The following is an 18,503-nucleotide window of genomic DNA, read 5'->3' on the forward strand; positions in this document are numbered from 1 at the left end:
ACTCATCCCATTTTCACTTTCTTCTGCTGTAGGCGCATAGTAATTTACTGGTTCACCAACACCTTGTACTATGTTTAAGCTAACTATTTTTCGCAGCCTGTTGCTTTTTGCAACCATCGCTGCCGGTTCATCCTGCAGAACCGCCATGCAGACAGACAAAGTTGAATATGCTTTTGCGGAAGGATATGACAATCGCAAACTCGTATTGACCATTCCAAAAGGCTATGAATCTGAAACGCATTTCAGAGATGATGCAGGTGTTCTTATTCGCACGTTTCATTACAAGAATGGAGCAGAATTTTTCATTGCCTGCAAAGAAAAAGACCTGACACCCGTGATTTCAATTGAACGTACGGATGCCACCAGCAAGGAACTCAAAAAATCAGTAGGAGAAGAGGGTACAGGCAAAAACGCGAACGGCACCAGCTGGCGTAGAACATTGCGTGATTGCTTTATTGTCGGTTACGATTTTGTTGATCCCCGCGAGGCCAAATCCTTCGATCAGGCCATTCAAAGCATGAAAGTGCGCAGAGCCTGATGGCAGGTGTCTTACACCTTGGTAATGTCATCCACCTCGCGCTGCTCACCTGTTAGCAGGTTCTTGATGGTCAAAGTTCCCGATGCGAGTTCATTGCTGCCAATGAAGATCGCATTGGGAATTTTTTTCTGATCCGCATATTTGAACTGCTTGGGCAACTTCACTGCTTCCGGATACAATTCGCAACGCTTGCCCAATGCCCGCAGTTCCTGCATCAACTGAAAGGCTCTCCGGCTCTCTGCTTCACCCAGGTTAAAAAAGATATATTCTGTTCCCACTGCTATGGTTTCGGGGAATAGTCCCAGTTCTTCCAGTACATCATAAATCCGATCCACCCCAAAGCTAATACCAACCCCCGGAAGATCCGGAACACCAAATAAACCGGTAAGGTCATCATAACGTCCACCGCCCCCGATACTTCCCATCTTCACACCTATGGCACGCACTTCAAAAATGATTCCGGTATAATAGTTAAGTCCGCGTGCGAGCGTAAAATCACAAACCAACTGTGCCTTACCGTTAGGACCAATCGAAGTTGCTCCCGCCAGCTCCAGTACAAACCGAAGTTCCTGCAATCCCTGTTGCGCAATTTCTATATGCCCGAGCAACTGCTCCACAGCAGCCAGTTTTTCTTCATTCGAACCCTCAATCTTAAGGTAAGCTTCAATACTATTCACCTGGTCTGCAGTCAAGCCCCGCTCCTCCAATTCTTCCTTCACTTTCTCCATACCGATTTTGTCCAGCTTGTCGATGGCAATCGTGATATCCATCATTTTCTCCGCACCACCACAATGTTCTGCCAGCGCAGCCAGGATCTTACGATTGTTCAGCCGGATTTCCACAGGGATGCCTAACCGCTGAAACGCTTCTGCATAGATGGCCGTTAATTCAACTTCATTGTACAAACTTTTACTGCCTACCACATCCGCGTCGCATTGATAGAACTCGCGATAACGTCCTTTCTGCGGACGATCAGCCCGCCACACCGGTTGCACCTGGTAACGCCGGAAAGGCAATGCCAGTTGCCCGTGATTCATGGCCACGTATCGCGCAAATGGAATCGTCAGATCATACCGCAGGGCGCGCTCAGTCAGGTTCTTATCATTTTTACCGGCAATCACCTGCTCAAAGGCTGCACGAGCCTTATCCATGTTTTTAGGATCATTCAATCCGTTGTTCAGGATCTTAAAAATCAGTTTATCACCTTCATCACCATATTTACCCATCAGGGTATCCAGGTTTTCCATGGCAGGAGTCTCCAGCGGTTGAAAACCATAAATTTCAAATACCGATTTGATAGTATTTAAAATATAACTGCGTTTACGCACGGTATCCGGACCAAAATCACGAGTGCCCGAAGGCAGGGAGGGTTTTGACATCTAAAATCTATTGGTGGTTTTCAATCAGTTTATCACAAGCCTGGCTAATCATCGCATATACTTCATGGTAACCGGGTTCGGTTCCATACCAGGGATCAGGTACATCCAGGTTTTTGCCCGGGTGTAATACATTCATTAAAAGATCAACCTTAGCTGCATCAAATCGCTGGCGGGCAATGGACTTCATTTCATCTATCACATCCTCCGCCATTGCGTAGATCAGATCAAACTCTTCAAAGTCGGCTGCCCGAAACCGCCTGGCCCGTTGCTGGCTGATATCAATTCCATTGATCTTTGCCACTTTCTGAGAGAGGGGATGAGGCGATTCACCTACATGATACCCATTGGTACCGGCACTGTCGATCTGCCAATTCAAGCCGGCTGCTGCTGCTTTAGCCTGTAAAATTCCTTCTGCCAACGGGCTTCTGCAAATATTGCCCAGGCAGACCATCAAAATCTTCATGGCGGCAAAAATAGGACAGTTTACTGTATGGAATCTTGTAGCCCCTGCATCTTAGTTTCAACACAGCGCTGCGTTCCTATTTATCCACACAAAACTTATCAGTATGGAACCTTCTACCATTCTTCGCAGCGATGCGCTTGACATCCTTTTCGAAAATCGCAACAAACAATATGGTGCCTACCCTCTTAGGCGTGAATATCCGAGGCGTCTCCTGATGGCTTTAAGCGGGATGGCCTTAGTGGTAGCAACTGTACTCTTTGTTATGCTACAACCAAAAGCTCCCAGGCAATTGCAGGGACCAACAATTATAATCCCCGATTTTACTCCAGAACTTCCTCCACCTCCGGCTCCTGAACCACCCCCACCCCCAGCTCCTGAACCTCCAGCCCCCCCGGCAGCAACGGAGCAATATGTAAAACCGGAAATCGTACCCGATGAGCAGCAAACAGCCCCACTGCCCGAAATGGATGACCTGGTTGATAAAATCATCTCCACCGAAACCATAGAGGGACCTCTTTCAGATGGCATCACCCGCCCGCCACAACCTGAAAACACAGGAACCGGTGCAGCGCCCATCCAGCCTGCCAAAGAAGAAGTCCCGCCCATCCTGGAAAAAGCTGCTGTTATGCCCAGTTTTCCTGGCGGACTAGGAGCTTTGCAACGCTGGCTGTCCAAAAACCTGCGCCCCCAGGATGGCATCGAACCTGGCCAGCGGGTGAAAGTAATCGCACGGTTCGTGGTAGATGTGAATGGCAATATTACCGGTATCCGGCTGACCCAGTCGGGCGGTGATCCCTACGACCAGGAAGTACTACGCGTCATGAACAAGATGCCCAAATGGAATCCCGGTCAACAAAATGGAGAAACTGTGGCGGTTTGGTTTAATATCCCCATAATTTTCACCAGTCCGGAGGAGTAGTAAAAGCGATCCACCATATTTTTCCTAAATTGCCCAACGCTAAGCAAGCAGATTACAATGGCAAACAATTCACAGGATAACAGAAGAAAGCAATACAGCATGATGAGATCCATCCTGGATTATGGCATGGGAGGACTCATCCTGCTGTTTGGTTTCTTCTTTTTGTTTTCCGAAAAACTTGGCTTTGAATTTGAAATGGAACCCTTTTTCAAGTACTTCTTTTCCGCGCTCTGTATTGTATATGGTGCCTGGCGTATTTACCGGGGTTATCAGAAAAATTATTATTCCGAATAAGAATCAAGCGAACGTGTATGTATAGGAGTTGGAAAATAGGTTTCCTGGTCATAACCACAATGGTTGTGTTCATTCGTTGTAACAACCAGCCTGTTGTGTATAGAAATGATACGGCCAGTTCAGGTACCATCCATATCAGTGTGGATGAAACCTTCAAGCCGGTTATTGATTCCCAGATCAAAGTATTTGAATCCTCCTTTCCCAAAGCGAAAATCATTGCGCATTACAAACCGGAAGCAGAATGTTTGAAGGACTTGCTGGTTGACAGCATCCGGATGGTAATTGTTACCCGTCCCCTCTTAAAAGTAGAAGAACAGCGCCTGAAAGATACCCTGCGATTTATCCCGGTGCAAGGCAGGATGGCCTATGATGCGGTTACTGTGATCGTAAATCCGGCTAATAAAGATTCTCTCCTGGATCGTAGTGATCTGCGCTCCATCCTGAATGGGACCAGTGGCTACAAGTTCCGCCCGGTGATGGATGGCCGAACTGCCACCAGTACAGTGCGCTTTGCTATTGACTCCATTTTAGCAGGAGATAAACTCAGTGCAGAGGTAACCGCCGCAGACAGCAGCACCGGCGTAATTGACTATGTCTCCAAAAACAAAGATGCTATCGGTTTTATTGGAGTTAGCTGGATTGGTAACAATGATGACCCCGTGCAATTGAGTTTCCAGAATAAGGTAACCATCGCATCTATCAAATGTGAAATTTGTCCTAATGAGGCCTATGTAAAACCCTACCAGGCCAATATTGCTACCCGTCGTTATCCATTGGTACGGGGATTGCATTACATTTTAAAAGAAAATTATGAAGGCTTGGGCAGTGGGTTCGCGAATTTTCTCATCTATGAAAGAGGACAACTGATTTTCCGCAGGGCCTATCTCTGGCCGGCCAAAATGGCTTTTGAGATAAGAAATGCAGGAATCGACGAGTAATTCCATTATTTTAATATTTTTATCATCCGACTAAAAACAGCAACGAATGAAGAAATACCTCTACAGTCTGGTATTGTCCGCAGTAACTTGTGGTAATGCCCTGTTCGCGCAGAGTGTGGATCAGGGTAAGAAGTTTTTTTATTATGAGCGCTATAACAGCGCGAAAGAGGAATTAGGGAAAGTGCTCGCTGCCAATCCCAACAATATTGAGGCTACTTATTGGTTAGGCCAGACCTTACTGGAAACGAAAGATTCTGTAGCGGCCCGTGATCTCTATCAAAAAGCACTGGCTACTAATGGAAATGCCCCCCTTCTGCTGGTTGGTATGGGGCAGATTGAACTGATGGATGGTAAAAAAGAGGAGGCTCGTCAGCGTTTTGAAACTGCTATCAGTCTCACTAAATCAAAGGATGTTGATATTTTTAATGCAATTGGCAGAGCCAATGTGCAGGCAAGAAACGGTGATGCAGATTATGCCATCGAAAAACTGAACCAGGCAACCCAGGTGAAGAAATTCAACGATGCCAATACCTATTTGATTATGGGTGATGCCTACCGCAAAAAAGTAGATGGTGGTAGCGCTGTACAGAACTACCAGCGTGCGCTGGAGATGAATCCTACACTTGCAGCTGCCAAACATCGTATTGGCAGGATTTACCTGACTCAAAAGAACACCGATATCTTTCTGCCTGCTTTTGAAGATGCAGTAAGAATCGATCCGAATTATGCCCCCGCTATCTACGACCTGTATTATTATTATTTCAGTCGCGATATCAACAAGGCAAAAGATTACTACGACAAATACCTGGCTGTTTCTGATCCCAATCCGGAAAACGATTATGAGAAGACTGCTATTCTCTACGCTTCCCGCAGATATGATGAAGCGATCAGTACTGCAAATGGTTTCATCGCCAAACTGGGTGATCAGGCAGATCCCAAGTATTACAAACTCATCGCTTATTCCTATGATGAGAAAAAAGACAGTCTGAATGCCCGCAAGTACCTGGAGCAGTATTTCGCTAAGCAAAAGCCAGAAGGATTCCTGCCCAAGGACTATGAATTTCTCGCCAATACACTGGCCAAGTTCCCTGGTAACGAAGTACAGGCCATGGAGAACTACGACAAGGCCATTGCTATGGATACAGCTATGGAGTCCAAACTGGAACTCATGACCAATGCAGCTGCACTGGCTAAAAAGACCGGTAATCGGGCCGGAGAGGCAAAATACCTGGGGCAATTATATGCTACCAAAAAAGATCCCAATAACGTTGATTTGTATAACTGGGGCTTTGCCAACTACCAGGCAGCACAATACACTACTGCGGATTCCATTTTTGCAATCTACAGTGAGAAATATCCCAATGAAATTTTCGGCTACCTCTGGAGAGCGCGTGCTAACCAGGCAATGGATACTACCATGCAGCAGGGCTTAGCTGTTCCTCATTATGAGAAACTGGGTGAAATGGCGCTGAGCATTGATGCGGCCAAATTCAAAGGCCAGGCAATTTCTTCTTATTTCTACCTGGTACAATATTATAATGATATCAAGAAGGATCCGGCCAAGGCACTGGAGTACATAAATAAAGTGCTAGAAATTGATCCGGCAAATGAAACTGCTGTTAAGATCAGAGATATCCTGAACAAAGCAGTGAATAAAAAAGCTGTGATTCGAAAAAAGCCGGAAGCCTTCCTGCTAAGTTGACGATCAAATTAATTTAATTCTAATAAGAAGGCCTCCGGATTCGCTCCAGAGGCCTTTTTTAATCGATAAATGGACATAAATCAGGCACAATGAACTTATTTTCAATGTTCCGCGTTTTATTTGGCAGGCTATCTTATTTTTGCCCCACAACAGCAAAAGCATGAATCTTTTTTTCTTACAAACTGCGGTTGCATCCAATACCACAATCAACTATTTGCCCATCGCAATCCAATTGTTATTTGCGCTGGGATTTGTTGCCCTGACCCTTGGCGGCACCCATTTACTGGGACCTTCGCGTAAAACAAGTGACAAGCTGGAGAATTTTGAAAGTGGTATCGAAGCAGTAGGAAATGCCCGTCAACCTGTAGCAATCAAGTATTTCCTGGTTGCCATTCTCTTCGTACTGTTTGACGTGGAAGTAATCTTTTTCTACCCCTATGCAGTGAATTTCAAAGAATTAGGTTGGAGTGGATTCCTTGCTGTACTGATGTTTGTGGGATTCTTTTTATGTGGATTCTATTACATCATCAAAAAAGGCGCCCTCCGTTGGGAGGATTAATCTAAAAACAAAAGATTATGGCACGTCCGGTACAATACAATGTAAAAAATGAAGGCGGTAAGATTGTAACCATGGGAGAACTTCCCGATGGTCACATGGGGGAAGGTTTTTTTGCATCCAAACTCAGCGATATCGTTGGGTTGGCCAGGAAGAATTCCATCTGGCCCCTGCCATTTGCTACTTCCTGCTGCGGTATCGAGTTCATGGCTACCATGGCTTCTCATTATGACCTGGCTAGATTTGGGTCTGAACGCGTAGGTTTCTCTCCGCGTCAGTGTGATCTGCTGATGGTAATGGGTACCATCGCCAAAAAAATGGCTCCGGTTGTGAAGCAGGTGTACCTGCAAATGGCGGAACCCCGTTGGGTGATTGCTGTTGGTGCCTGTGCTTCTTCAGGTGGCATTTTCGACAGCTATTCTGTGTTACAGGGAATCGACCAGGTGGTACCTGTGGATGTATATGTACCCGGTTGCCCGCCCCGCCCCGAAGCTATTATCGACGGTGTGATGAAGATCCAGGAACTGGTTGGAAATGAGAGCCTCCGTCGCAGAAACAGTGATCGTTACAAAGCATTGCTTGAATCCTACGGTATACAATAATATAAATCAGCAACACCATCATGGTATTGACGAATGAATTTATTACGCAGAAACTGACTGAGAAATTTGGTGAAGCCATCATCAATATCGAAGAACCTTATGGTCTGCTGACCTTTGAAGTACCCAAGGAGATGAACCTGAAAGTGATGCAGTTCCTGTATGATGATCCGGACCTTCAATTCCGTTTCCTGACAGATCTTTGCGGCGTTCATTATCCTGATCAAACCGGTCGTGAACTGGGCGTGGTTTATCACCTGCACAACATGCCGGAAAATGTTCGGGTACGTATGAAAGTATTTACCAGCATTCAGCAACCGGATGTTTTCACTGCCACTAAACTGTATGAATCAGCCAACTGGCAGGAGCGCGAAACCTATGATTTCTATGGTATCAATTTCGTGGGACATCCTAACCTGAAGCGTATTCTGAATGTGGATGAAATGGATTATTTCCCAATGAGAAAAGAATACCCACTGGAAGACCAGACCCGGATTGATAAGGATGATGAGATGTTCGGAAGAGGAGGAAGCATCTGATCAGAAGAGGAAAACCACGACGCAACACCTTAAACAATTAGACAGCAATGTCAGAACTCATACAACAAGAACAGCAACACGTTAAGCTTCCGGAAGGCTCAATAGGGAAGCAAACCACCACGCTGAACCTTGGTCCCACGCACCCCGCCACGCACGGTGTATTCCAGAATATCCTGGAAGTAGACGGAGAAAGAATTGTGTCTGCGGAGCAAACGGTAGGGTATATCCACCGGGCTTTTGAAAAAATTGCTGAACGCAGGCCTTTATACCAGATCACGCCACTCACAGACCGACTCAACTATTGTTCGGCGCCCATCAACAACATGGGCTGGCACCTGACCTGCGAAAAATTATTAGGGGTTAAAACACCGAAGCGCGTGGATTACCTGCGCGTGATCATTATGGAGCTCTCCCGGATTTCAGATCACCTGATCTGTAATTCCATCGTAGGAGTAGATACTGGTGCCTTCACCGGTTTCCTCTATGTGATGCAGTACCGCGAACTCATTTATGAAATTTATGAAGAGATTTGTGGTAGTCGTCTGACAACAAATATTGGTCGCATTGGTGGTTTTGAGCGCGATTTCACTAACACTGCTTTTGAAAAAATTGAACGTTTCCTCAAAGAATATCCGGTTGTACTGAAAGAGTTTGAAACTCTGTTCCAAAGGAACCGCATTTTCATGGAGCGTACTATGGGAACCGGTGGTATCAGTGCAGAAAGAGCATTGAACTATGGTTTTACAGGTCCTAACCTGCGCGCTGCTGGTGTAGATTACGATGTTCGCGTTACAGCACCATATTCTTCTTACGAAGATTTTGAATTTGAAATTCCTGTCGGAACTACTGGCGATAACTATGATCGCTGGTTGGTACGTAACCAGGAAATGTGGCAGAGTCTGCGCATCATTGAACAGGCTTACCGCAAGGTTCAGGAGTTCAAAGGTGAAGAAGCAACCGTGTATCATGCAGATGTTCCTGAATACTATCTCCCTAAGAAAGAGGATGTATATACGAAGATGGAAGCCCTGATCTGGCATTTCAAAATCATCATGGGTGAAATTGATATGCCGAAAGGAGAAGTATACCACGCAGTAGAAGGAGGCAATGGCGAAGTTGGTTATTACCTGATCAGTGATGGAGGTCGGGCACCGTTCCGCCTGCATTTCAGAAGACCCTGTTTCATTTATTACCAGGCCTATTCTGAACTGACTAAAGGCGCCATGCTGAGTGACGCGATCATTACGCTGAGTAGTTTGAATTTGATTGCAGGAGAGATGGACGCGTAAGGAGAATTATGAAGTAGGAATTGTGAATTATGAATTGGAGCCCGGTAGTACAGGCAGTTTAAAGATGGGCGGGCACCCGATTGAAGTATAAAAATTTTATAAACAGATAAGGTTGAATTTGGAAGGATTGTTTCTTTCACTTTTCACCTTTCACTTTTCACTTTTTATGGTACCATTTTCAGAGGAAAAACTGGCCAAAGTACAGGAAATCATTGCAAGGTATCCGGAAGGAAAACAGAAGTCTGCCTTGCTGCCTGTATTACACCTTGCACAGGAAGTGCATGGCTGGCTGAGTGCGGAAACCATGGATTACGTGGCTTCCCTGTTGCAGCTTGAACCGATTGAAGTGTATGAGGTGGCTACTTTCTACTCCATGTACAACCTCAAGCCGGTTGGTAAATACATGTTTGAAGTATGCCAGACCGGCCCCTGTATGATTAATGGCAGTGATGATATCGTGGATTATATCAAACAGCGCTTAGGCATTGGTGTGGGTGAAACAACGCCAGACGGACTCTTTACCCTGAAAACAGTGGAGTGCCTGGGTGCCTGTGGGTATGCACCTATGATGCAGCTGGGCAAACATTATAAAGAACACCTGACCCGCGAGAAAGTGGATCAGATTATAGAGGAGTGTCGCAAGCAGGCAGGACAACTTAATTAGTGAATGTGTTACGTAAATGACGAATTTTCCATATGGGCGTTAAACTACTTTTAGAGAAAGCACATGTTGAGGGCATCCGCTCTTACGAGGTATATCGCAGAGAGGGTGGCTATCGTGCCGTGGAGAAAGCATTGAAGACCATGAGTCCGGATGCGGTTACTGAGGAAGTTAAGAAAAGCGGACTGCGGGGTAGAGGTGGTGCCGGATTCCCTTCCGGTATGAAATGGAGCTTTCTTGCCAAACCCGAAGGCGTTCCCCGCCACCTGGTTTGTAATGCGGATGAATCGGAGCCCGGTACTTTTAAGGATCGTTACCTGATGGAGTTTCTGCCCCACCTGCTGATAGAAGGCCTTATTGTATCTTCTTTCGCCTTAGGTTCCAACGCAACTTATATTTATATCCGTGGCGAATATGCCTGGATCCCCGATATCCTGGAGCAGGCGATCGCAGAAGCAAAAGCCAATGGATGGTTGGGTAAAAATATTTTGGGTTCCGGTTTCGACTGCGAAATCTATGTACAGCGCGGAGCCGGTGCTTATATCTGTGGAGAAGAAACTGCACTCATTGAATCCCTTGAAGGAAAAAGAGGCAACCCGCGTATCAAACCTCCCTTCCCGGCGGTGAAAGGTGTGTGGGATCGTCCGACTGTGGTGAACAATGTGGAAACATTGGCGGCTGTTGTACCCATCATCAATATGGGTGGTGAAGAATATGCCAAGATTGGTGTGGGACGTTCAACCGGTACCAAACTGATCTCTGCCTGCGGTAATATCAACAAACCGGGAGTATACGAAATTGACATGACCATTTCTGTAGAAGAATTTATCTACAGTGATGAATATTGCGGTGGTATTAAAAATGGCAAACGCCTGAAAGCCTGTATCCCGGGAGGATCTTCTGTTCCCATTCTTCCGGCTAACCTGCTGCTGAAAACAGCTAAAGGTGAAACCCGTTACATGAATTACGAGAGCCTGAGTGATGGTGGTTTTGCTACCGGATCCATGATGGGTTCCGGTGGTTTTATTGTGCTGGATGAAGATCAGTGTGTGGTGAAGAATACCTATACCCTGGCACGTTTCTATCGCCATGAAAGCTGCGGACAATGTTCTCCCTGCAGGGAAGGTACCGGCTGGATGGAAAAGATCCTGAAGAATATTGACATGGGTAAAGGCAAGATGAGTGATATCGATCTGTTGTGGGATATCCAGCGCAAGATTGAAGGCAACACGATTTGTCCTTTAGGAGATGCAGCTGCCTGGCCGGTTGCTGCTGCGATCCGCCATTTCCGTGATGAGTTTGAATGGCATGTTAAGAACCCGCAGGAATGTTTGACGAGGAATTATGGGTTGGCGAATTACGCCGATCCGTTGGAAGTGAAAAGTGAAATGTGAGAGGTGAAAGACGTGAGAGGTGAAAGGTGAAAAGTGAAACTGAACTTAATAAGAGGTTGACTATATAACTATGTCAGAAGAGAAAAAACTATTCAAAGTAACCATCGATAACATCACGGTGGAAGTAGAACCAGGAACTACCATCCTGAATGCTGCCCGCCAGATTGGTGGTGAAGTGACACCGCCCGCGATGTGTTACTACAGCAAGCTGAAAAACAGCGGTGGTAAATGTCGTACCTGCCTGGTGGAAGTGGCTGCAGGTTCTACTGCAGATCCCCGCCCCATGCCCAAGCTCGTAGCCAGTTGTCGTACTACTGTTATGGATGGTATGATCGTTAAGAACATTACCAGTGAACGGGTGCTCGATGCGCGTGCAGGTGTGGTGGAATTTCTTCTCTTAAACCATCCGCTGGATTGCCCGATCTGCGACCAGGCCGGTGAATGTCACCTGCAGGATCTCAGCTATGAGCATGGTAAGGAAGGTACCCGTTATGAGTTCAACCGCCGTACGTTCAAAAAACACGACCTGGGTGAATACATCCAGTTGCACATGACCCGTTGTATCCTTTGTTATCGTTGTGTGTTCACAGCTGATCAGCTGACCAACAAACGCGTGCATGGAATCCTGGACAGAGGAGATCATGCAGAGATCGCTACCTATATTGAAAAATCACTCGATAATGATTTCATCGGAAACGTTATTGATGTTTGTCCGGTTGGAGCATTAACCGATAAAACATTCCGCTTCAAAAACCGCGTATGGTTTACCAAACCGGTAGATGCGCATCGTGATTGCAGCAAGTGTTGTGGTGAAGTGCAGCTCTGGATGCGCGGTGATGAAGTATTCCGTGTTACCGCCCGCAAAGATGAATGGGGTGAAGTAAAAGATTCAACCAAGGGCGGTCCAGGTTGGATTTGTAATGAATGTCGATTTGAGAAAAAGGATGCGAAAGACTGGACTATTGATGGACCGACACAAGTAAACCGTCACTCGGTGATTTCCCAGGGACATTATGTAAACGTAGTGAAGCCCAAGGAAACCCTGCCAGATGTGATGGGTGGTCGCGGACCCAAATTGCTGATGAATATTCACAATGTCAGTGAAGTGAACCGTCCGGAGATTGAACTGAGTAAGATTGCCGGACCAGCTCACAGTGATGATTTCAAGAACAGTCTCGATAACGGTAAATAAGAGTAGGAAATGATACAACTTGCAATAGACCTGGCCTTTGTACTGGAGAAAGCTATCCTGATTGGAGGCATTATCTCCGTATCGCTGCTGGTGGCCATGTATTCTACCTGGGCAGAACGTAAGGTAGCCGGTTTCATGCAGGACCGCCTGGGTCCGAACCGCGCGGGTCCCTTTGGTTTGTTCCAGCCCCTGGCAGATGGTTTGAAACTCTTCATGAAAGAAGAGATCATTCCCAATGCTTCCAATAAGTTCCTTTTTATCCTGGGACCTGGTCTGGCTATGATGACCGCCATGATGACCAGCGCAGTGATTCCCTGGGGAAAACAGATTGAAATTTTCGGTCGCACAGTAGATCTGCAGATCGCTGATATCAATATTGGTATCCTGTACATTTTTGCTGTACTCAGCATGGGTGTATATGGTATCATGATTGGTGGATGGGCTTCCAATAACAAGTTCTCCCTGCTGGCTGCCCTGCGTGGTGCATCCCAGATGATTTCTTATGAACTGGCCATGGGCTTGTCTATCATCGCCCTGCTAATGCTGACCGGTTCCCTGAGTCTGAAAACCATTGTGGAGTTGCAGAGTGCATCCGGAGGATGGTGGAATATTGTGTATCAGCCACTAGGTTTTCTGATCTTCATCGTTTGTGCCTTTGCAGAATGTAACCGTACTCCCTTTGACTTACCGGAAGCAGAGAACGAATTGAATTTTGGATATCACCAGGAATATTCTTCCATGAAGCTGGGTTTTTACTTGTTTGCGGAATATATCAATATGTTCATGAGCAGTGTGCTGATGGCAACCCTTTATTTCGGTGGATACGATATTCCATTTGTTAATGATGCCAGTCTGATTGAAAGCATGGGAATGAATATGGTAGCTGTGTTGCAGGGCTTGTCGCTCTTCCTGAAAGCTGCCTTTTTCATATTTGTGTTCATGTGGGTGCGCTGGACCATCCCGCGCTTCCGTTATGATCAGTTGATGCACCTCGGATGGAAAGTAATGATTCCGTTGGCGCTGATCAATATGCTGATAACAGCCATCGTAGTATTGGTTCGTGAGAACGGATGGCCATTCTGATTGGAATCAAACTTGGCCTGTAACCAGTTTAAAAATATTTTTACGCCCGAATTATGCAAATGCTCACCAATAGATCCAAAGCAGTAGATCGTCATCCAATGACGGTGTGGGAGAAAATGTACCTGCCGGCGATTGCCAAAGGAATGAGTATCACTCTGTCGCATTTCTTTAAGAAGAAACCAACCATCAATTATCCGGAGGAGACAAGACCCTTCAGTCCGGTCTTCCGTGGCTTGCATATTCTCAACCGCGATGAGGAAGGCAGAGAGAATTGTACTGCCTGTGGTTTGTGTGCTGTTGCTTGTCCGGCTGAAGCCATCACCATGGAAGCGGCTGAACGTAAGGAGGGTGAAGAGCATCTGTACCGCGAAGAAAAATATGCAGCGAAATACGAGATCAATATGTTGCGTTGCATCTTCTGTGGATTGTGTGAGGAAGCCTGTCCGAAAGATGCGATTTACCTGAGTGAAACCTTTGCTCCATCCAATTATAAGAGGGAAGGATTTATTTATGGTAAGAACGATCTCCTGATTCCGGATCCGAAAAAAGAACCGGAGCTCTACCAGAAAGCGGTAGGGGAGAGAGCCCGAAAAAAGTAACAGACATCTTTACAAGTAACTGCGAACAACAAACATGAACATCACAGAAATATTATTTTGGTTGCTGACTGCGGTCGCCCTGGGGGGTGCCCTGTTGGTTGTTACCAGTAAGAACCCGGTTTATAGTGTGCTGGCACTCATCGCCACTTTCTTTGCATTATCCGGACATTATATCCTGCTCAACGCACAATTCCTGGCAGTAGTGAACCTGATCGTATATGCAGGTGCCATCATGGTACTGTTTCTGTTCGTGATCATGCTCATGAACCTGAACACTGAAACAGAACCACAGAAAAACAAATGGCTGAAGCTGGCGGGAACGATTGCCGGTGGCTGTTTCCTGCTAGTACTGGTGGCGGCTTTAAGAGATGCGGACAGTAAATCTACCATGGCGCTGGTGGGTAGTGGTGATACGGGATTGATTCAAAACCTGGGAAAGGCGCTTTTCAATGAGTATGTGATTCCGTTTGAAATCAGCAGTGTGCTGTTTTTGAGTGCGATGGTGGGGGCAGTGGTGCTGGGGAAGAAGTGAGAAGAAGTGAAAGGTGAAAGGTGAGAAGTGAAAAGACGTGAAAGGTGAAAAGTGAAAGGTGAAAGAAACAACTAAAAAGATTATATAAGATGCCTATAAATCTCTACATATTCCTGGCGCTGGCCCTGTTTTCGATTGGGGTGATTGGCGTGCTGACAAGGCGGAATGCCATCATCATTTTCATGTGTATTGAATTGATGTTAAATGCCGTGAACCTGTTACTGGTAGCGTTTTCTAAAATGCACCTCGCAGATAGCATGGCAGCAGGAGCAGCACCTACCCTTACCAATGGGGTAGACGCGCAATTATTTGTATTCTTTATCATGGTGGTGGCAGCAGCAGAAGTGACAGTGGGATTAGCCATTATAGTTATGATGTACCGTAATATCCATTCGGTGGATGTGAATTTCCTGAACAGACTGAAAAACTGATATGAACAATATTATCGATTACGTTTGGCTGGTTCCCCTCTTTCCGTTGGTAGGTTTCCTTCTAAACGGTTTGCTGAGAAATTATTTGTCTAAGTCGCTGAGTGGAATCATCGGCTCCGGTGTTATCCTGGCTTCCTTTGTTGTAAGTATCCTGCTTTTCATGCAGGTAAAGGGAGGCTCTACCGGTGTGGTAACCCTGTTCAACTTTATTGAATTTGGAAAAACGTCTATTCCTTTTGCGTTCCAGGTAGATCAGTTAAGCAGTCTGTTCCTGCTGATCATTACAGGAATCGGTTTCCTGATTCACCTCTATTCTACGGCTTACATGCACGAGGAAACAGCTCCTCATTTCGCGCGCTACTTCGCCTACCTGAACCTCTTCGTGTTCTCGATGTTGCTGCTGGTGCTGGGCTCCAACTATGTGATCATGTTCATCGGTTGGGAAGGAGTGGGACTCTGTTCTTATTTACTGATCGGTTACTGGTTTAAAAATATTGAGTACACTGGTGCGGCGAAGAAGGCTTTTGTGATGAACCGTATTGGTGATGCCGGATTTCTATTGGCGGTGTTTTATCTGCTCAGCAAACTGGGTACAGTTGGGTATGCCGATGTATTCAGCAAAGTGGATCAGTTATCCGGACAAGACCTCACGATTATAACCTTGTTATTATTTGTAGGTGCAACCGGTAAAAGTGCTCAGATTCCTTTGTACACCTGGTTACCGGATGCAATGGCGGGTCCGACTCCCGTATCTGCCCTGATCCACGCGGCTACCATGGTTACCGCAGGTATCTACATGATCGCGAGAAGTAATATTTTATATACACTGGCGCCCGTTACACAAACAGTGGTGGCGGTAATTGGAATTGCAACTGCCTTGCTGGCAGCCAGTATCGCGCTGAAGCAAAACGATATCAAAAAAGTACTGGCTTATTCTACGGTTAGCCAACTGGGTTATATGTTCCTCGCTTTGGGTGTGGGAGCTTATACCGGCGCTGTTTTCCACGTAATGACGCACGCTTTCTTCAAAGCCCTGTTGTTCCTGGGTGCAGGTTCGGTTATTCATGCCATGCACCACGAGCAGGATATTCGTAATATGGGTGGCTTGAAAAAATACCTGCCAACCACACATATCACTTTTCTGATTGCCTGTTTTGCGATTGCCGGTATTATTCCTTTCTCTGGTTTCTTCTCCAAAGATGAAATCCTGGCGGCCGCCTTTGCCAACAACCCCGTGTATTATGTACTGGGTGCGATTGGTGCACTGATGACCGCTTTTTATATGTTCCGTTTGTACAGCATGACCTTCCAGGGAAGCTTCAGAGGAACCCATGAACAGGAACACCACCTGCATGAATCCCCTGCAGCGATGACCATTCCATTAGTTATCCTGGCGATCTTCAGCTTTGCCGGTGGTTTGGTAGGTATCCCTGAAGTGCTGATGCATGGCGGTCACCAATTGAATGAATTTCTGGCACCCGTGTTTGCAGAATCAACCCGCAGAATGACTCCGCATACTATTGACCATACGCTGGAACTGATCCTGATGTTTGGCCTGATGGCGGTTATCCTGGTGATTATCATTTTTGCCTGGAAGAAATTCAGTAGCTATCAGAAAACAGATGCGGAAGAAACTGGATTGGGTAAAGTATTGCAGAACAAATGGTATGTGGATGAGCTGTATGAAGCAGTTATCACCAAACCGGTAAATGCATTTGGAAAAGGACTGGAAAAACTGGATCGCTTTGGAATTGATTGGGTGGTGAATGGAGTTGGAAGAAGTGTGCAGTATGCGAGTCGCCAGTTCCGCTTATTGCAAAGTGGCCAGGTAGGCAGTTATATATTGCTGATGGTGCTGGGTATGATCCTGTTGTTCGTGTTGCAGGTGTTCTTGAAGAAATAATTGATCAATTGAAAGAAACGAGATTCAAATAATGGTACCAGTTTTACTGATTTTGATTCCCCTGCTGACCGGTGTCGCCCTCTTTGCAATCCGGCAGGAAGCAACCGCTAAATCGATTGCCTTGTTCTCTACACTGGTTTCGCTGGCAGTGATGCTGGCAGGCATTAGTGTATGGAATGATGCGGCCCATCTCAGCTTCAATCAAACCTGGATCGGCGCACTAAACAGTCGATTCCATTTTGAACTGGATGGCATGAGCCAGTTGCTTTGTCTGTTGACAACCTTTGCCTTTCCACTGATCATTTACAGCACCTGGAATAACAGTTATGTAGATGGCAATCGTTTCTTTGGATTGATGCTCTTATCGCAGGCCGGTTTATTAGGTGTGTTCATGGCAATGGATGCCATGTTGTTTTATTTCTTCTGGGAATTGGCATTGATTCCGTTGTATTTTCTCTGCTCCCGCTGGGGTGGTGAGAGAAGAATCCAGGTTACCATCAAGTTTTTCATTTACACATTTGTAGGATCCCTCTTCATGTTGATTGGATTGATCCTGCTGTATTTCAAATCCGGCGGTTCTTTTGCCTGGGCGGATTATGTGAAGCTGACCTTATCAGCCCGCGAGGAAATGACCATCTTCATTTTACTGGTGGTAGCATTTGCGGTGAAAATGCCTTTGTTCCCTTTCCATACCTGGCAGCCTGATACGTATGAACAATCACCTACCGCCGTGACGATGATCCTGAGTGCGATCATGGCGAAAATGGGGGTATTTGGTTTACTGCGCTGGCTGGCTCCGGTAGTTCCGGTGGCAACTTACCAGTGGGGTGATAATTTCGCCACCCTGGCTGTGGTAGGTATGTTGTATGCTTCGTTTGTAGCCATCAAACAGGATGATTTAAAGCGACTGGTAGCCTGGTCTTCCATTGCACACATCGGCCTGATGATCCTGGCATTGTTTGCTCCCAGCTATAGTGGTATCCAGGGCATTATGATACAGATGTTCAACCATGGTATCAATATCCTGGGAATGTGGATCGTGGTGAACGTGATCGAGCAGCAGTTTGGTACCAGAAAGATTTCTGAATTAGGCGGCCTTGCACAAAAGGCACCTGTGCTGACAATATTGATGTTGATCGTAGCACTGGCAAATATCGCGATGCCATTGACCAATGCCTTCATTGGTGAGTTTATGATGTTCAATGGTATCTGGGGATCCACTGCTACCAAGTTCGGAATGATCTACGCAGTGGCGGGTATCATCACGATTATCTTAAGTGCGGTATATACCCTGCGCATGGTGCAGAATGTATTTTACGGACCAACCAATGAGCGTACTGCTAATGCTACCGATATCCGATTGAATGTGCAGATTGCACTGGCTATATTGGTAGTTGGTATTGTACTCATCGGTATCTATCCCAAACCCATTTTGTCGATGACCAGCGAGCTATCACAGCAGATTCTGGACAGGATGAATTTAAAATAAACA

Annotated in this window: 20 protein-coding genes; 18 read left to right on the top strand and 2 right to left on the bottom strand. The window is 46.1% G+C overall.

The features are described 5' to 3' along the window. Window positions 1-70 precede the first annotated feature (70 nt). Window positions 71-538, top strand: a complete 468-nt coding sequence (locus MD536_RS18095; RefSeq protein ID WP_239602699.1) for a hypothetical protein — start codon at window positions 71-73, stop codon at window positions 536-538. A gap of 11 nt (window positions 539-549) precedes the next feature. On the opposite strand, the gene hisS is transcribed toward MD536_RS18095, so the two are convergent. Continuing rightward, on the bottom strand, window positions 550-1,917 hold the full coding sequence (gene hisS, locus MD536_RS18100; RefSeq protein ID WP_239602701.1) for a histidine--tRNA ligase: 1,368 nt from the start codon (window positions 1,915-1,917) through the stop codon (window positions 550-552). Window positions 1,918-1,924: 7 nt separating this feature from the next. Beyond that, a complete protein-coding gene (locus MD536_RS18105; protein ID WP_239602702.1) occupies window positions 1,925-2,380 on the bottom strand; it encodes a low molecular weight protein-tyrosine-phosphatase in 456 nt (151 codons plus the stop codon). Window positions 2,381-2,483: 103 nt separating this feature from the next. On the opposite strand from MD536_RS18105, the gene MD536_RS18110 reads away from it, so the two are divergent. The 17 genes from MD536_RS18110 to MD536_RS18190 all read left to right on the top strand — a co-directional run bounded on the left by MD536_RS18110 (window position 2,484) and on the right by MD536_RS18190 (window position 18,500). Next, window positions 2,484-3,299, top strand: a complete 816-nt coding sequence (locus tag MD536_RS18110; protein ID WP_239602704.1) for an energy transducer TonB — start codon at window positions 2,484-2,486, stop codon at window positions 3,297-3,299. 57 nt (window positions 3,300-3,356) lie between these two features. Next, window positions 3,357-3,593: a hypothetical protein gene (locus MD536_RS18115; protein WP_239602705.1), complete on the top strand. Its 237-nt coding sequence runs from the start codon at window positions 3,357-3,359 to the stop codon at window positions 3,591-3,593. A 17-nt stretch (window positions 3,594-3,610) separates the two neighbouring features. Further along, window positions 3,611-4,531 carry a PstS family phosphate ABC transporter substrate-binding protein gene (locus MD536_RS18120; protein ID WP_239602706.1) on the top strand — a complete coding sequence of 307 codons (921 nt, stop codon included), beginning with the start codon at window positions 3,611-3,613 and terminating at the stop codon, window positions 4,529-4,531. Between the two features lie 46 nt (window positions 4,532-4,577). Beyond that, the gene (locus MD536_RS18125; protein WP_239602708.1) at window positions 4,578-6,233 is read left to right on the top strand and encodes a tetratricopeptide repeat protein; all 1,656 of its coding nucleotides are present in this window, start codon (window positions 4,578-4,580) and stop codon (window positions 6,231-6,233) included. Window positions 6,234-6,393: 160 nt separating this feature from the next. Next, window positions 6,394-6,792, top strand: a complete 399-nt coding sequence (locus tag MD536_RS18130) for an NADH-quinone oxidoreductase subunit A (RefSeq protein ID WP_234864800.1) — start codon at window positions 6,394-6,396, stop codon at window positions 6,790-6,792. Window positions 6,793-6,809: 17 nt separating this feature from the next. After that, window positions 6,810-7,391: an NADH-quinone oxidoreductase subunit B gene (locus MD536_RS18135; RefSeq protein WP_234864801.1), complete on the top strand. Its 582-nt coding sequence runs from the start codon at window positions 6,810-6,812 to the stop codon at window positions 7,389-7,391. A 20-nt stretch (window positions 7,392-7,411) separates the two neighbouring features. After that, the gene (locus tag MD536_RS18140) at window positions 7,412-7,927 is read left to right on the top strand and encodes an NADH-quinone oxidoreductase subunit C (protein ID WP_239602710.1); all 516 of its coding nucleotides are present in this window, start codon (window positions 7,412-7,414) and stop codon (window positions 7,925-7,927) included. A gap of 47 nt (window positions 7,928-7,974) precedes the next feature. Beyond that, window positions 7,975-9,216 (top strand): NADH-quinone oxidoreductase subunit D, encoded by a 1,242-nt coding sequence (locus MD536_RS18145; RefSeq protein WP_239602712.1) that lies wholly within the window; start codon window positions 7,975-7,977, stop codon window positions 9,214-9,216. 166 nt (window positions 9,217-9,382) lie between these two features. Continuing rightward, entirely contained in the window at window positions 9,383-9,880 is a 498-nt protein-coding gene (gene nuoE / locus MD536_RS18150) for an NADH-quinone oxidoreductase subunit NuoE (protein ID WP_239602719.1), read from the top strand. A 32-nt stretch (window positions 9,881-9,912) separates the two neighbouring features. Further along, the gene (gene nuoF / locus MD536_RS18155; protein WP_239602721.1) at window positions 9,913-11,271 is read left to right on the top strand and encodes an NADH-quinone oxidoreductase subunit NuoF; all 1,359 of its coding nucleotides are present in this window, start codon (window positions 9,913-9,915) and stop codon (window positions 11,269-11,271) included. A 70-nt stretch (window positions 11,272-11,341) separates the two neighbouring features. Continuing rightward, entirely contained in the window at window positions 11,342-12,463 is a 1,122-nt protein-coding gene (locus tag MD536_RS18160) for an NADH-quinone oxidoreductase subunit G (RefSeq protein ID WP_239602723.1), read from the top strand. 9 nt (window positions 12,464-12,472) lie between these two features. Next, complete coding sequence (gene nuoH / locus MD536_RS18165; RefSeq protein WP_239602725.1) at window positions 12,473-13,546, top strand: NADH-quinone oxidoreductase subunit NuoH; 1,074 nt, start codon at window positions 12,473-12,475, stop codon at window positions 13,544-13,546. Between the two features lie 59 nt (window positions 13,547-13,605). Beyond that, window positions 13,606-14,145 carry an NADH-quinone oxidoreductase subunit NuoI gene (gene nuoI, locus MD536_RS18170; RefSeq protein WP_239602726.1) on the top strand — a complete coding sequence of 180 codons (540 nt, stop codon included), beginning with the start codon at window positions 13,606-13,608 and terminating at the stop codon, window positions 14,143-14,145. 34 nt (window positions 14,146-14,179) lie between these two features. Beyond that, window positions 14,180-14,677: an NADH-quinone oxidoreductase subunit J family protein gene (locus tag MD536_RS18175; RefSeq protein ID WP_239602727.1), complete on the top strand. Its 498-nt coding sequence runs from the start codon at window positions 14,180-14,182 to the stop codon at window positions 14,675-14,677. Window positions 14,678-14,766: 89 nt separating this feature from the next. Beyond that, a complete protein-coding gene (gene nuoK / locus MD536_RS18180) occupies window positions 14,767-15,108 on the top strand; it encodes an NADH-quinone oxidoreductase subunit NuoK (protein ID WP_239602729.1) in 342 nt (113 codons plus the stop codon). Between the two features lies 1 nt (window position 15,109). Then, on the top strand, window positions 15,110-17,011 hold the full coding sequence (gene nuoL / locus MD536_RS18185; RefSeq protein WP_239602731.1) for an NADH-quinone oxidoreductase subunit L: 1,902 nt from the start codon (window positions 15,110-15,112) through the stop codon (window positions 17,009-17,011). A gap of 31 nt (window positions 17,012-17,042) precedes the next feature. Continuing rightward, the gene (locus MD536_RS18190; RefSeq protein ID WP_239602733.1) at window positions 17,043-18,500 is read left to right on the top strand and encodes a complex I subunit 4 family protein; all 1,458 of its coding nucleotides are present in this window, start codon (window positions 17,043-17,045) and stop codon (window positions 18,498-18,500) included. Window positions 18,501-18,503 lie beyond the last annotated feature (3 nt).

The sequence above is a fragment of the Flavihumibacter cheonanensis genome (assembly GCF_022352215.1).
In the GTDB taxonomy this organism is placed as follows: domain Bacteria; phylum Bacteroidota; class Bacteroidia; order Chitinophagales; family Chitinophagaceae; genus Flavihumibacter; species Flavihumibacter cheonanensis.